Raw genomic sequence first — 13,936 nt, forward strand, 5'->3', positions numbered from 1 at the left:
CCACAACGAGGCGCTTACCGTGCCCGCCCCACCCTGCAACGCGAACTCCCGCTGATGCGCGATGCGCACTTCAGCACTGATGCGAGCCAGGGGGTGGACTGCAGCAAACGCTCATCACGTTCTGTAACGAATCCGCTTGGCACGGCGGGGTATCAGCAGGGTGACGCAGGTGCCCTCGCCTGGCGTGGAACCAACACTGAGGTGTCCGTCCAGCAGGTGGCCTCGCTCACGCATGGCCGACAGCCCCGTGCCTGTGGAGACCACCGTGCGGAGCGCCGACCGGTTGACCGATGCTGACGGTTGCTGGTCCATCCCGCGGCCGTTGTCCCTGATCGCCACGCTGATCGCATGGTCGTCGCTGTCGAGTTCCACGAGAAGCCGGTCTGCCTGAGCGTGCTTGACCGCGTTGTTCACCGCTTCCTGCACGATGCGGTAGACGTGGGCCTGGGCCTCCGGCGACAGTTCGTCCTCAATCCCGCGCCACTCCGCTCCGAGGCGCAGTCCGACGTTCAGGTCGAAGGTTTCCTCGGTACGTCGGCACAGCGTCTCCAGGGCGGGCGCGAGTCCGAGCTGGTCAAGAGCGAAAGGCCGCATTTCCAGGATCAGGTGGCGCAAGGAGGTGATCTGGTTCGCGATCAAGCTCCGGGCCTGGTCAATGGCCTCGTTCATGACAGCGGACTGTCCCGTGCCGGATGCTGCCGACAGAACGATCTGAACAGCGGCCAGCTCTTGAAGGGTCTCATCGTGCAACTCGCGGGCCCAGCGCCGACGTTCTCGTTCTTCGCCGTCACTGCGGGCCTGAGCCCGCTCCCGGGCGAGACTCCTGCGGCGCGCTACCGCACTGCGGCCCAGCATGAAGGCGCAGCCGATCAGCAGCAGCGGCACGATGTTCAAGCCGTTGAAGAGTGGCTCCTTGGTCATGTTGGTCATGCGAACCAGCTGTGACACGGAGAGTATGAGCGCGAGTCCGCACAACGCCGCCAGCCATGCCCTCCGTACGGCGTTGCTCAGTGCCGCCGCGACGATGAGGACGACGGCGGCGCCGAGCGAGAAGCGCATCACCCAGCCAGGCTGCTGCTGGAGGACCTCGACCGCGAAGGCGACGACGAGCAGCGCGGCACCGGTCGCCTCCATGATCGGGCCTGCTTTGGCGCGCAGCGCGCCGTTCATCCCAGCAGCCCGCGCTCGCGAGCGGCGGCGATGAGTTCCGCCCGCGTCTCGGTCCCGAGCTTGTCCCGAACCCTGGCGCGGTGGGTCTCCACCGTCCGGACGGAAACGTAGAGACGCCGCGCGACCTCCTGGTTGGTGTGGCCCAGGGCGAGCAGCGAGAGGACCTGAAGCTCGCGCGCTGTCAAAGAGATGCGTGAGAATCACTCCGCTGCGCGGCGCGGGCGTCGCCTGGTACAAGTGCCCCGCCTGCCGCCTCAAGTGCCGCCCCACCGCCATCGGCGCGGAGGGCTCCTGCCCCCGGTGCGGGAACGCCCACATGATGCGGCTGTCCTTCGGCGGCCGGACCACCGCGTCCACGCCGGACAGCGACGACGGCCGCTGACCCACACCCGGCACGCGGCCCGACGAAGGGGCATGTGTCGTGCGTGACCGGGAGGGCCGGTCCAGGAGCGGGATCCGCTTCGAGTGGGGGCCGCGGCGCAGAAGGCAGCCGCCGTCTACGCACAACAGTCGGGCGCTCGGCCGGCTGTGGCCCGCCGTGCGGTCACGGCCGACAGCCCCTGGTCTCTCTCCCCGGCCCACCTGCGCCGCGCTCCCTTCGTCGCACGCCCGGTGCGGCCATCGCGACAGCCGCACCGCCTCAGGTACGGGTGGTCGCCGCCTGGCTGCGCAACATCACCGCAGTCGGCAGCCCGCGTCCCGTGCTGGAAGACCTGCTCTGCGCCGGCGCCCTCGTCTCCGACCTGCATCACCAGGGCGCGGGACCGCTCTCCCCTGAGGCAGCCGCCGCGAAAGTGGCCTACACGAGGGCACTGCCGATCTCGCGCGCGGTCGCGACCGGTGCGTCCGGCCGGGAACCGACCGCTGCCGGCTTCGCCGAGGACGTGGCCGTCGCCACGGAGGAGGACCTCTCCGCCATCGTCCCGTGCGGGACGGCGACGGCGCCTCCGTACCCGGCTGAACCCGCCGGGCTCACGCGCCCGCGTCGTCTCCCGTCGGCCACCCTGTCGTGCGCCACTCGTGGCGGCCCTTCACCGGCTCACCGTGCCGGGTGCTGTGTGCGGCGAGCGCACCGGCCCGGTCGGCGTGGACGGGAATGGGCGGGCCATCCCCGTCGGGGACAAGGGATCCGTCGGCGGGGATCGCGGCCAGTTCCAGGCCGCGGCCCACGGCGGCCAGACGGCGCGCGGCCTCGGTGATCGCCAGCTGCCCCTCGGCCGACCATCCGCGCAGTCCGGTCAGATCGACGACGACCGGACCGCTGCCGCGCCCGACCACCCAGCCGACGGCACCCGCGAAGCGGTGGACGGCGTCCGGGCCGAGGTATCCGGTGACATGGAGGATGCCGAGATCCTGCTCGACGGTGTAGCGCCACTCGATGGTCATGGTCGTCAACTCCCTTGCGCGGTCGGCCTGCCGGTTCGTGGATACGGGTTCAGAGAGGCAGGGTGATCCAGATGCTCTTGCCCCTGTCGTCGGCGTCGCCCCGGACCACCGCGGTGCCGCCCAGGCCGAGGGTGAGCTCCATGACAGTGGCCAGGCCGCCCGCCCCGGTGCCGACGACCGCGCCATGGAGGGCAGGCTGGTGAGGGTGGCGGTCGTGCACGGCGAAGGCCAGACAGTCCGCGCCCGCCGCATAGATCACCGTCATCTGTGGTGAGAGCACGGCGGCGTGCCGGACGCTGTTGGTGACCAGCTCGCCGAGTATCAGCAGGGCCGGGTCGACCGTGGGGTGGCGCAGGCTGATCCCCCACTCGGTCAGCGCGCGCTCGGCGGTCTGCCGGGACAGCCGGACGGCGGACGGCTCGGTGGGCAGGGTGAGGACATGCCGGTGGGGCAGGGCTTCGAGACGCGTGGCCATCAACTCGCCGTCCCGCGGGCCAGCCGGAAGCCGGAAACGGTCTGGGGATGCAGGCGGACGATCGTGTCATGGGGGCCGTACGTCCAGCCGGTGAGCGTACGGCGGTAATGCGCGGCCTCGTTCGGATCGGTGATCACCTCCGCGGGCCCGGCCACCGTCACCGTCCAGCCGGTGCCGGTCGCGGCACGTACCTCGTCCACCTGGTACGTCGCCGTCAGCGGAACCGCCGCCGCCTGCACCGGAGCGCGCACCACCAGGCGCCCGTACTCCCAGGTGTGCCGGCCGGGCCGGATGACGGTCAGGCCCCGCTGCGGGTACACCAGCCGCCCCAGCTCGCTGCCCTCCAGCAGCCACAGGGCCTCCGTGCCGGAGACCTCGACCATGCGCAGCGGTGCGGGCGCAGTACTCATCCGACGGTTTCCCCTGAGTCCTCGTTGACGGGCCGCCGCGTCCGGGCGGGGAGCGGCGGCATGACTCCCGCGCGCTCCAGGTGGCTGCGGGCGCCCCGGATCGCCTCGGGTGTGGTGGTGTACTCGCGTTCCTCCAGGCGCAGCACTTCCAGCGCGCCCACGGATTCCAGGACCTGGCGCTGGCCAGGACGTATTCCGGAGGTCATGACGACGATGCCGCGCCGGTTCAGCTTGTCCACCACGTCCTTGAGGACGAGGGCACCGGTGGCGTCGATGGTGGTCACGCGGGACATACGCAGGATGACGACCCGTACGTCGGCGACCTCGGCCAGTTCGAGGAGGAAGCGGTGGGCGGCGGCGAAGAACAGCGGCCCGTCGATGCGGTACGCCACGATGTGCTCGCCCAGCAGCGCGTGCTCCTCGGCGCTGTGGTCGCCACGGTCGAGCGGGACCTGGTCCAGGCGGGCCTGCATGGCCACCGCACGCAGAGCGAGCGCGCCTGCGGCCACCAGGCCGATGATCACGGCGTACACGAGGTCGAGCACGAGCGTCGCGACCGCGGTCAGGACAAGGATCAGCGCATCGGAGCGGGTGGCCTTCGCCATCGCACGCAGCGAGCCCACCTCCACCATGCGGATCGCGGTGGCCAGCAGCACCCCGGCCAACGCGGCGAGCGGGATCCTGGAGACCAGGGGCGCCGCCGCGAAGACGATCACCGCGAGGACCGCGGCGTGGGTGAGCGCGGCCAGCCGGGTCCCTGCCCCGGTACGGACGTTGACCGCCGTGCGCGCGATCGCGCCCGTCGCCGGCACCCCGCCGAACAGCGGAGCGGCGAGGTTGGCCAGGCCCTGCCCGAACAACTCCCGGTCCGGATCGTGTCTCTGACCCACCGTCATGCCGTCGGCGACCGATGCCGACAGCAGCGATTCCAGCGCGGCGAGGGCCGCCACCGCGACAGCCGGGGCGAGCAGGGAGCCCAGCGCACCGAGGTCGAGGAAGGCGAGGGAGGGTGAGGGCAGGCCGGACGGCAGGTCGCCGATCGGCGTCACGGCGTCCAGGCGTGCCGCCTGGGCCACGACGGTGGCCACGATCACCGCGAGGATGGAGAACGGGACGGTGGGTCGCAGGCGGGCACCGATCAGCATCACGGCGGCAACCGCCGCCGCGAAGGCGATGGAGGTCCAGTTCGGTTCCTTCGCGAAATCCTCCAGCGCGCGCCAGGTCACCACGAGTACACGCTCGCCCTCCGGCTTGGGCACCCCCAGGGCGTTGGGGACCTGTTGCAGACCGATCACGCAGGCGATGCCGAGGGTGAAGCCCTCCACAACCGGAGCGGGCACGTACTGCATGTACTTCCCGGCCCTCAGCAGGGCGAGCCCTACGAGCATCACGCCCGCCATCAGCCCCACCATGAGTACCCCGGACGGTCCGTGCGCGGCGACGATCGGCACCAGCACCACGGTCATCGCGCCCGTCGGCCCGGACACCTGCAGATTCGAACCGCCGAACACCGCCGCCAGCGCACCGGCGACGACCGCGGTCGCCAATCCGGCCTCGGCGCCCAGCCCGGAGGAGACACCGAAACCGAGCGCGAGCGGCAACGCCACGACCGCCACCGTGAGACCTGCCAGGAGATCGCGGCGCGGGTCGCGGCGTGCCTCCGCCAGGTCCGTACGGCCGGGCAGCAGCGCCGCGATCCTGCCCCGGATCCGGGTGAAGGCGATGATCATCGCGCGACGGCCTCGGCTTCCCGCAGCTCGGTGAGCAGTTCCTTTCGCCCGGAGAGCATCTCGGTCAGGATCCGGCGCGCGGCCCCCATGAGGTCGGCGACGTCCCCGCCGGCCAGCTCGTAGACGACCGTGGCCCCCTCCCGCGTCGAGGTGACGATCCCGGAACGGCGCAACACCGCCAGCTGCTGCGACAGGCCGGCGGGCTCCACCTCGATCGCGGCCAGCAGATCCCGCACGGGCATCGGCCCGTCCTGCAGCAGCTCCAGCACCCGTATCCGTACGGGATGTCCCAGCATCCGGAAGAACTCGGCCTTGGCCTGATACAGCGGAACGGACACGACCCCTCGGCTTCCCCGACAGCGCCCCCACCCGGGAGGCAAGTGAAGGCTGCGACTGCGGCTACATGCAGACTCAGCCAACAAAGCATCTAGCCAATTGCTAAATTTTGCAATTCAGCATCCGACTACTGCCGGATCGCCCCGGCGAGTGGGGGGTGGGTCAGCCCTTCTTGACCACGCTCGACTTGAGCTGCATCGCCCCGAAACCGTCGATCCTGCAGTCGATGGGCGACCTCCTCAGTCACCGCTGGAACACCGCCGCTGCAGGGCGCGTCGATTTGGGGAGCAGCCGCGCGCTCGGCCCTGAGACGGGCGAGGGATTCGTGGAGCCGGGGTCGATGACCGGTCGCCCTACCTGGCGTCGGGCCAGGCAGGGCAACACGTCGGAGCAGGGGCCCGGCAGCGCCTCACGCCACGAGAATCGCTGCCCAGTCAATGGCGTACGGCAGTCCGCCGTGTTCCTGGACCGCTGCTCGACCCTCCACTCCGTGGATCACCGGTGCCACACTACGACGGTGGTCCAACTCGCCCTTCCTGTCGTGACGTTGTCCCTCGTCGTCCGGCACACCACTCCCTGGGCGCTGCAGTACAGCGCCTTCCTGCTCGTCGTGGCCGCGGGCCTGGCCAGCCGGTCCGTGCGTGCCGTCTGGCGCCACCTGCCGCCGCTGCGCCTGGTGCGGATGCAGGTCCTCTGGATCCCGCTGCCGGTGGTCGCGGGCCTGTTGGCCGTGGGAGTGAGTTCTGGGCTCGTGGGCGGCAGCCTCCTGGACGGACTGCGCGCCTGGGTCGACCAGTGGGAGACCCATCCATGGCTCTGGGCGGGGCTCGGGCTCTGCGCCTTGGCCGCGTGGTGCGTGTGGGTGCCCTGGACCGCGTTCATCTCTGGTCGGTACTGGTTCCTGGCCCGCGTTCTGCGGGTGATGTCGCACGCATCGTCCCGGGGCGACGCCGCCACGGTACGGAGGGTCGTGGCGCCCCTGCTCGAACCGGTCGGCGTAGCGCCCGTCGACGCGTTGAGCCGCTCCATGGCGCTGGGCTTCGAGGCCCAGGCCCTGCTCTCGGACGTGAGGCACAACGACGACCGGACGTCACTGGACCTCGGCCTCGCGCTCACCCGGGAGAGCCTGAATCTGGCGGCGAACCGTTCCGTGCGGCTGATCGGCGAGTGGCTGGCGTTGTCGGCGCGGGACGACCTCGCCGACAGCCTCTGGTATCGCTACCAGGACGCGCACAGCCTGGACGCCCTGGACGAGGTGATCAGGATCCGCCGGTCCCTGCCCAACTGGCCCTGGCCCATCTGGCTGCTGGAGAACCGGCAGGATCTGGCGGAGGCGCTCGGGGCCCGGTACCAGGAACGCGGCGACCCCGCCGACGCGCGCGAGGCTCTGGCCCATGCCCGCCGCGCCGCTCGACACCCGAGCCGTTCGAAGCGGAGGCGGGCGGCGCGGCTTCTCGTGCTCGGCAACCAGTACCTCCATGTCCACGACGCGGATCCGGAGGACGCCACCGCACTGGATGCCGCCATGACCGCCTACCGGAAGGGAGCGGCTCTGCACGACGGCCTCATGGGCCGCCACTGCCGGAGCGGCCTGGTGCGCGCGCTCCTGCTACGGGCCGAGGCTCGGGGCGAATCGGACGGAGACCGGGCGGCGGCCGAGGACCGGGCCGAGGCGGTCCAGTTGGCCCGGCGGCTCGCCGCCGACGCCGAGCCGGAGTCCAGTGAGCGCGCGGAACGCGACCTCATGCTGGCCCTGGCGTTGAGGGGGCAGTTTCTGGCACCCGGAGGAGGCAAGGCCGAAGCGGAGGAAGCGGTGCTCTCTTTCCGTTCCGCCGCGCACAACACCTGGGGCTTTCCCAGAATCCGGCTGAACGCCGCGTACACACTGGCCTACTTCCAGGTCGTCATCGCCGCGTCCGCCGCACAGGAGGAGAGCCTCGCCTCGGCTGAGGTCCGGCTCGCCCTGTGGTCCGACGCGGCCGACGCCTTCGACCTGGCCGTGTCGCTGCAGCCGCTCGCCGCCTGGCGCGGCATCGCCCATCCCGACCAACGGCGGATCCTGTCGGAGTGGAGCGAACTGGCCGTGGACGCCGCCGCCGCGTGCATCCGCGCCGCACGGCCCGAGCGTGCCGTGGAGCTTCTGGAACAGGGGCGCACGGTGATGTGGTCCCAGATCCTGGAGCTGCGCAGCGGGGAACTGGCCGGGCTGCGCGCCACGGACCCCGAGCTTTTCGAAGACCTCGACGAGATCCGGCGGGAGTTGGACGCGCCACCGGCGTCTGCACACGGGGAGCGGTCCGCCGCCGAGGAGGAGCGGCGCACCGCCCTGGCCCGCGCCTGGGACGAACTCGTGCGTGACCACGGCCTGTTGCGTGTCCCCGTGTACGCGGACCTGCGCGCGGCGGCGGCCGACGGCCCCGTCGTCATCGTGAACATCAGTCTGCTCGGCTGTCACGCGCTCGTGGTGACCGATGCGGACGTGCCCCTGGTGATTCCCCTGGACGAGGTCGACCACCCCGGGCTGCAACAGGAGTTGGACCGGCTGGCACAGGCCGACGCCCGTGTCGCCTCGGCTCGTGCCGATCTGTACGAGGCCCGCACCGCCGAGGAGCGCGAACGGGCCGGGACGGCGGTCGTCCACGCCGAGATACGCCGGTCCCGGGCCGTCCTGCGGATGCTCGACCGACTCTGGGAGGGCATCGCCCGGCCGGTACTGGACGCGCTGCCCGAACTGGCCGGGACGGAGGGCGGGTTGCCCCGGCTGTGGTGGTGCCCGACCGGGCTCGCGACCTATCTGCCCCTGCATGCCGCCGGCGCGCGGGACGGCGCGCCGGGTCAGAGCGTCTCCGAGCGCGTCGTGCCCTCGTACGCACCGACGCTGAAGTCGCTGATCCACGCCCGCAGACCGCGTACCGAGGACGAACAGGCCGTGTCGGAACTGTTGTTGGTGACCGTGCCCGAGCCGGATCTCCCGGAGGTGGAACGGGAGGCGGAGGTGGTGACGGGCAGGGTGCCCGGGACCCGCCGGCTGCACGGCGCCGACGCCACCGTCGATGCCGTGGCCCGGCTGCTGCCCCGGCACCGCCATCTGCACGCGGCCTGTCACGGGGTGGCGCGCGAGGGGCTGCGGCTCTACGGCGGTGCGTATCTGTCGCCGCTGCGGCTGTCCCGGATCCCGGCCACGTCGGCCGAGTTCGCCTTCCTGTCGGCCTGCGAGACCGCGACGCCGGATCCCGAGGTCCTGGACGAGGCGGTCCACCCCGCCGCCGTGCTGTACTTCGGCGGCTTCCGTCAAGTCGTCGCGAGCCTCTATCCCGTTCAGGACGCCACCGCTGCCCTGGTCGCCGACTCCGTGTACGCGGGCATGACCGAGGAGGACGGGCTTCGGCCTGCGCGCGCCGCACGGAGCCTGCACGCCGCTCTCGCCGAACTGCGCCGCGCCCACCCGGCGTTGCCCGGACGTTGGGTTCCCTACATCCACGTAGGAGGATGATCTCGTGAACGTACGACGGGGGCGGAAGCGATGACCGACGAAGACCGGGCGGCCGAGCGGCACGCCCGTTCCTGGCTGTGCGCGCAGTACGCCGTGCTGCGCTCGGACGCCGAGGAAGACGGCTTCCTGGACGAGTTCGACGACGTGATCGACGAGGTGCGCGGCGGTGGCAGTGCGCTGGCGGCGCTGCGGGCGCTGGGGCATGATCCGGCGCGGTCGGGTGGGTCCCGAGGTACGGATCTGCTGGGCACGTCGCAGCTGTGGAGCGCCCCCGAGGTCAGCGGTGTCTTCCGGTGTCCGCGCAGCACGGCCCGGTGCAGCGCCCAGGTGAGCCGGGACGCCTCGGGGGCCTGGCCGGAGTGCCGGCTCGATCCGGAGCACCCCGACGGGGTGCCGATGAAACCGGTGACGGGAGCCGGCCGCTGATGGAGGGTTTCCTCGGCACGGTCGGCAGCAAGCTCGTCGACCGCTGGCTGACCCGGATCGTGCTGCCGGGGTTGCTGTTCGTGGTGGCGGTCGCGCTCGCGGCGACGCCGGGACGGCACCACGTGATCGACATGACGGCGACGACGCACTGGCTCGACCGGCTGCGCGCCACTCGGTACGCGACCCCGTCCGGCAAGGCCGCGGCGCTGGTCCTCGGCCTGCTGGCGATGTCGGGCCCGGCGCTGTTCGCGGACTGGCTGAGCCAGTGGGTGACCCGCCTGTGGCGGCGGCCCTGGGCCCGGGTCTCGGCCCCGCTGCGCGATGTCGAGGAGCGGGTGCGGATCCAGCACGGGGTGTACATGGCACTGGTCTGGCCGCGGCTGTGGCAGCTGGCGCCGGACGCGGCCCGGCAGGACGTGCGGGCCGCGTGGATCGGCTATTCGGGCGCCGCGCTGCGCACCGCCTGGGCCCTGCCCTACGCAGTGCTGGGTGCGTCGCTGCTGTGGTGGCCGGGGCCGTTGATCGCCGTAGCGCTGGCGGTGAGTGGCTGGCGGGCGGGGCAGGGCAGCGTCCGGGTCCTGGGCGAGACGATCGAGGCGACCGTGGACACCGGCCTGAACGGTCTCGCGGCGGCCCTCGGCGTCGACCTGCGCCACGGCAGGGTGCGCACGGCCGAGGGCGCGGAGATCAACGAACTCCTGAACAAGGGCCGGACGCGCTGATCCTGCGGCACCTCGTCCGCCACGCCTCCTGGAGCCGCTCGACGCGAACCGGCCCACCGGTGCCGGCGGACCTGACGGCCGCGGGAGCGATCGTCAGGGCGGCGCGGGCGGCATCGCCGTGGCCGGCCGTCGTGGAGCGCCAGGTCACGGAACCGGCTGCAAGAGTGACCGCTCCGGAGGAGGAGAGCGGGCCGCGAGGCCGGCGGCGAAACCCCGCGCAGTGCCTGCCGGCATCCGGTCGAAAGCTCGTAGCCTTCTGACAAGGCCGTACTACATAGCGTGACCGAAGGGCTTGCTATGGGAAGTCGCCCCGCTGCGCGACTGTCGCAGGTTCGAACCACAGGACTGAGACTGATCTCGACGGCAAACTCGCTGCCGTCCTCGCGCAGTCCGTGCAGGTGCCGGTGTGTCCGTCGAGCCGCGGACGGGCCACCGGTGAGTCACGGCGAAGCCACCCCGCCGAGGTAAGACGTTCCTGCCCTGCGCCGTCCCCCGGCAAGGGCTGCCCGTCGTCAGGCGTGGTGCGGCAAAGGCAGGCCATCGGAGTGTCCGAAGGTCAAGGGGATGTCAATTCCCGGCGATACGGGCGGTGTTGCCACGGAAAGCGTTGACATGACCATGCTTGCGCAGCAGAGTGGCGGCGTCCTTCAGCACGTCCTGCACGATGTTCGGTTCGGCCGGGCTCCGCCCGCTCTGATGGTGCGGACGTGTACGAGGCATGCTCCCGACCCCACTTCGCGACGCACCGATGCCGGACGTGCCCCTTCCGTGAAAGGGAACGGATCATGTCCCTGGCATCCCTGCTCCACCGTCTGGCGAGACCCGGGCTGGTGACGGCTGCACTCGCGGCCGGCGCGCTGGCCCTGTCGACGACTACCGCCGGCGCCGCGCCCGCCCTCACCCAGATCAGCACCGACCCCTACACCAACTCCACCAGCCAGCACGCCACCGAGGTCGAGCCGGACACCTTCTCCTACGGCTCCACGATCGTCTCCGCCTTCCAGGTCGGCCGTTTCAACGACGGCGGCTCCTCCAACGTCGGCTTCTCCACCTCCACCGACGGCGGCGCCACCTGGACCAAGGGCTTCCTGCCGGGGATCACCACGCAGGCGGGCGGCACCTTCCAACGGGTCAGCGACCCGTCGGTGGCCTACGACGCCAAGCACAACACCTGGCTGATCTCCACCATCCCCATCACGTCCTCCGTCACCGTGCCCCAGGTGTACACGAGCCGCTCGACCGACGGCGGCCTGACCTGGAGCAACCCCGTCATCACCGCGACCGGCTCCAGCCTCGACAAGAACTGGATCGTCTGCGACAACACCGCCACGAGCGCCTTCTACGGCAACTGCTACACCGAGTACGACAACAACGGCGACGGCGACCGCATCAAGATGACCACCTCCTCCGACGGAGGACTCACCTGGGGTGCCTCGAAGAACACCGGCAACAACGCCACCGGCCTGGGCGGACAGCCCGTCGTCCAGCCGAACGGCACCGTGGTGGTACCGATCGCCAACGCCTCGGAGACCGCGATCCGCGCCTTCACCTCCACCAACGGCGGCAGCACCTGGACCAACGCCACCACCGTGGCCACCGTCAGCTCGTTCACCGTGCGCGGAAGCCTGCGCAGCGGCCCGCTGCCCTCCGCCGAGATCGACGCCGCCGGGAAGGTGTACGTCGTCTGGCAGGACTGCCGCTTCCGCGCGAGCGGGGGCTCCTGCACCGCCAACGACATCGTGATGGCGACGACCACCAACGGCACCACCTGGTCGTCGGTGACCCGCATCCCGATCGACGCGACGACCAGCACCGTCGACCACTTCATCCCCGGCCTCGCCGTCGACCCGGCCACCTCGGGCAGCACCGCGCACCTGGCGCTGGCGTACTACTACCACCCGGTCGCCAACTGCACCGCCGCCACATGCCAGTTGGACGTCGGGTACGTCTCCTCGACCAACGGCGGCAGCACCTGGACGGCGCCGACCCAGCTGGCCGGTCCGATGACCCACTCCTGGCTGGCGAGCACCACGCAGGGCACCATGGTCGGCGACTACATCTCGACGTCCTTCTCCGGCGGAACGGCCCACCCCGTGTTCGCCGTTGCCTCGGCCCCCAGCGGATCGGTCTTCAACGAGGCGATGTACACGCCGACTTCGGGCCTCACCGCGGCCGCCGGCACCGCCACCGCAACGACCGCCACCGCACGTGACAACGCCCGCTCGGCCCGCCTGGCCGCGATCGCCTACGCACAATGGCTGGCCAACGGCGGCACCGGGGGCGGCGAGGACAGCCCCTGACCGACAACCCCTGATCGCAACAGCCGCCCCGGCAAGTTCGCCGGGGCGGCTCCGCGCCACGTCTCCTTCGAGCCGGAGGACGAGGAGGTGGACGTGGCGCCGACGGACCCGCGCTCGGCGCCGTTCTGATGAACACCGGCAGGTCCAGCGCCGCTGTATCACCCGTCAGCGGATGCCCGAGTCGGTACAGGTCAGGTAGTCGAAGGCGCTGCGGCAGGCCGGCGCGTCGGGCCGATGAGTCTGCAGACTGCCTGAAGTCTTCCTCGTGACAAGGCCGCCCCGGCGGCGGATCAGGAAACACCCGATCCGGTGTCATGAAGGAGAGATGGGGGCCAGGATGAACAATCCGATTCGGCTGCACATGTCGATGTCGCTCGACGGCTGTATCGCCGGCCCGGACGATCGGCCGGGGCAGGAGCTCGGACACGACGGTGGACGGCTCTTCAACTGGCTCGACGACCGGGAGTCCGACGGCCCGAGCGGTCAGGTCTACCGCGAAGCGCTGGCGACCGACGCGGTGATCTCCGGCCGCCGGACCTTCGAACTCGCCGGGCGCCGGCAGGGCGATCACCACGACGGCGTGCCGATCTTCGTCCTCACCCACCAGGTGGATGACGGGGACGTGCCGCCCGGCCACGCGCGTTTCGTCACCGATGTCGAGGACTGCGCCCGTCAGGCTCGCGCGGCCGCCGGGGACCGGCCGGTCATGGTCCATGGAGCGGGGGCGGCTCAAGCACTTCTGCGAGCCGGGCAGGTGGACGAGATGGAGATCCACCTGGTTCCGGTCCTCCTCGGGGACGGTCGAGCGCTGTTCGACCACCTCGGTGGTGATCACATCGAACTTGACCTCGTCCGACGGCTGGAGGATCGAGACGTTACGCATCTCCGCTACCGGGTGCATCGACCCAAGGAGGCCGTATGAAGACGCTCTTCGTCTCCTACCGCGTCACCGACCTGGACCGCTCGCTCGCCTTCTACACCGCCTTGGGCTACGCCGAACTGGGCAGGGTCGAGGGCGGCGACGGGGCTCGCCTCGTGATCCTCAAGTTCCCCGACGAACCGGCGGCCTCGCTCGAACTCGTCCACCGCCCCGGCGACGGACCGGTCGACGTGGGCAACGGTTTCGATCACCTCGCGATCCAGGTGGAGAGGCTGGCCAGGACCCTGGAGACGCTGACCGAAGCCGGTCCGAGGCCCGAACCCCTCCAGTACCCGGGCGGCCCCCATGGCCCGAAGACTTCGTGGCTCACGGACCCGGACGGTTACCGGATCGAGTTGGTGGAGTGGCCGACCGGACATCCCGCCGGCATCACCGCAGCGGACTTCGCCTGAGGCGGCCAAGGCCCGCGGAGTGATGAGGTTTCCCCGGAGCCCGACCGTGGCTCGTGACGGCGTCGGGCACTCCCCCGAGTTTGCGATCCCAAAAGGTTCCGTGAGACCCCGCATCCGTACTGCTGTAAGTGCGGGTTCCGAAACGGGCAGGAGACA

General features: G+C 71.0%; 16 protein-coding genes and 1 pseudogene. 8 read left to right on the top strand and 9 right to left on the bottom strand.

The genetic code is table 11. The annotated features are described in order from the left end of the window. Nucleotides 1–114: 114 nt before the first annotated feature. On the bottom strand, nucleotides 115–1,170 hold the full coding sequence (locus ACIBJH_RS44930; protein WP_399122771.1) for a sensor histidine kinase: 1,056 nt from the start codon (nucleotides 1,168–1,170) through the stop codon (nucleotides 115–117). After that, the gene (locus ACIBJH_RS44935; protein WP_399122772.1) at nucleotides 1,167–1,355 is read right to left on the bottom strand and encodes a response regulator transcription factor; all 189 of its coding nucleotides are present in this window, start codon (nucleotides 1,353–1,355) and stop codon (nucleotides 1,167–1,169) included. The genes ACIBJH_RS44930 and ACIBJH_RS44935 overlap by 4 nt, the downstream gene beginning before the upstream one ends. Before the next feature lie 8 nt (nucleotides 1,356–1,363). Between ACIBJH_RS44935 and ACIBJH_RS44940 the strand changes: the two genes are divergently transcribed. Together ACIBJH_RS44940 and ACIBJH_RS44945 are read left to right on the top strand one after the other, a co-directional pair. Next, a complete protein-coding gene (locus ACIBJH_RS44940; RefSeq protein WP_399122774.1) occupies nucleotides 1,364–1,552 on the top strand; it encodes a hypothetical protein in 189 nt (62 codons plus the stop codon). 319 nt (nucleotides 1,553–1,871) lie between these two features. Beyond that, a pseudogene (locus ACIBJH_RS44945) lies at nucleotides 1,872–2,039 on the top strand (hypothetical protein); the annotation flags it as partial. 103 nt (nucleotides 2,040–2,142) lie between these two features. On the opposite strand, the gene ACIBJH_RS44950 reads toward ACIBJH_RS44945, so the two are convergent. The 6 genes from ACIBJH_RS44950 to ACIBJH_RS44975 all read right to left on the bottom strand — a co-directional run bounded on the left by ACIBJH_RS44950 (nucleotide 2,143) and on the right by ACIBJH_RS44975 (nucleotide 5,750). Beyond that, complete coding sequence (locus ACIBJH_RS44950) at nucleotides 2,143–2,556, bottom strand: anti-sigma factor antagonist (protein ID WP_399122775.1); 414 nt, start codon at nucleotides 2,554–2,556, stop codon at nucleotides 2,143–2,145. Nucleotides 2,557–2,605: 49 nt separating this feature from the next. Further along, complete coding sequence (locus tag ACIBJH_RS44955) at nucleotides 2,606–3,031, bottom strand: ATP-binding protein (RefSeq protein ID WP_399122776.1); 426 nt, start codon at nucleotides 3,029–3,031, stop codon at nucleotides 2,606–2,608. After that, nucleotides 3,031–3,441, bottom strand: a complete 411-nt coding sequence (locus tag ACIBJH_RS44960) for a pyridoxamine 5'-phosphate oxidase family protein (protein WP_399122777.1) — start codon at nucleotides 3,439–3,441, stop codon at nucleotides 3,031–3,033. The genes ACIBJH_RS44955 and ACIBJH_RS44960 overlap by 1 nt, the downstream gene beginning before the upstream one ends. Then, entirely contained in the window at nucleotides 3,438–5,171 is a 1,734-nt protein-coding gene (locus tag ACIBJH_RS44965; protein ID WP_399122778.1) for a SulP family inorganic anion transporter, read from the bottom strand. The genes ACIBJH_RS44960 and ACIBJH_RS44965 overlap by 4 nt, the downstream gene beginning before the upstream one ends. Next, on the bottom strand, nucleotides 5,168–5,509 hold the full coding sequence (locus ACIBJH_RS44970) for an ArsR/SmtB family transcription factor (protein WP_399122779.1): 342 nt from the start codon (nucleotides 5,507–5,509) through the stop codon (nucleotides 5,168–5,170). Before ACIBJH_RS44970 ends, ACIBJH_RS44965 begins: the two co-directional genes overlap by 4 nt. 160 nt (nucleotides 5,510–5,669) lie before the next feature. Beyond that, on the bottom strand, nucleotides 5,670–5,750 hold the full coding sequence (locus tag ACIBJH_RS44975) for a PhnA domain-containing protein (protein ID WP_399122851.1): 81 nt from the start codon (nucleotides 5,748–5,750) through the stop codon (nucleotides 5,670–5,672). A gap of 298 nt (nucleotides 5,751–6,048) precedes the next feature. On the opposite strand from ACIBJH_RS44975, the gene ACIBJH_RS44980 reads away from it, so the two are divergent. From ACIBJH_RS44980 to ACIBJH_RS44990, 3 genes are read left to right on the top strand one after another with little or no spacing between them, the layout of a single operon-like run. After that, nucleotides 6,049–9,000, top strand: coding sequence for a CHAT domain-containing protein (locus ACIBJH_RS44980; protein ID WP_399122780.1), 2,952 nt, complete (start codon nucleotides 6,049–6,051; stop codon nucleotides 8,998–9,000). A gap of 30 nt (nucleotides 9,001–9,030) precedes the next feature. Further along, the gene (locus ACIBJH_RS44985) at nucleotides 9,031–9,426 is read left to right on the top strand and encodes a hypothetical protein (RefSeq protein WP_399122781.1); all 396 of its coding nucleotides are present in this window, start codon (nucleotides 9,031–9,033) and stop codon (nucleotides 9,424–9,426) included. Further along, nucleotides 9,426–10,148 (top strand): hypothetical protein, encoded by a 723-nt coding sequence (locus ACIBJH_RS44990; RefSeq protein WP_399122782.1) that lies wholly within the window; start codon nucleotides 9,426–9,428, stop codon nucleotides 10,146–10,148. Before ACIBJH_RS44985 ends, ACIBJH_RS44990 begins: the two co-directional genes overlap by 1 nt. A 567-nt stretch (nucleotides 10,149–10,715) precedes the next feature. Here ACIBJH_RS44990 and ACIBJH_RS44995 read toward each other — a convergent pair. Further along, on the bottom strand, nucleotides 10,716–10,868 hold the full coding sequence (locus tag ACIBJH_RS44995) for a hypothetical protein (protein ID WP_399122783.1): 153 nt from the start codon (nucleotides 10,866–10,868) through the stop codon (nucleotides 10,716–10,718). Between the two features lie 65 nt (nucleotides 10,869–10,933). On the opposite strand from ACIBJH_RS44995, the gene ACIBJH_RS45000 reads away from it, so the two are divergent. From ACIBJH_RS45000 to ACIBJH_RS45010, 3 genes are all read left to right on the top strand, one after another. After that, a complete protein-coding gene (locus ACIBJH_RS45000) occupies nucleotides 10,934–12,448 on the top strand; it encodes an exo-alpha-sialidase (RefSeq protein WP_399122784.1) in 1,515 nt (504 codons plus the stop codon). A gap of 337 nt (nucleotides 12,449–12,785) precedes the next feature. Beyond that, a complete protein-coding gene (locus tag ACIBJH_RS45005; protein WP_399122785.1) occupies nucleotides 12,786–13,370 on the top strand; it encodes a dihydrofolate reductase family protein in 585 nt (194 codons plus the stop codon). Continuing rightward, a complete protein-coding gene (locus ACIBJH_RS45010; protein ID WP_399122786.1) occupies nucleotides 13,367–13,780 on the top strand; it encodes a VOC family protein in 414 nt (137 codons plus the stop codon). The genes ACIBJH_RS45005 and ACIBJH_RS45010 overlap by 4 nt, the downstream gene beginning before the upstream one ends. Nucleotides 13,781–13,936: the final 156 nt, after the last annotated feature.

The organism is Streptomyces sp. NPDC050548 (assembly GCF_044457385.1).
Lineage (GTDB): Bacteria > Actinomycetota > Actinomycetes > Streptomycetales > Streptomycetaceae > Streptomyces.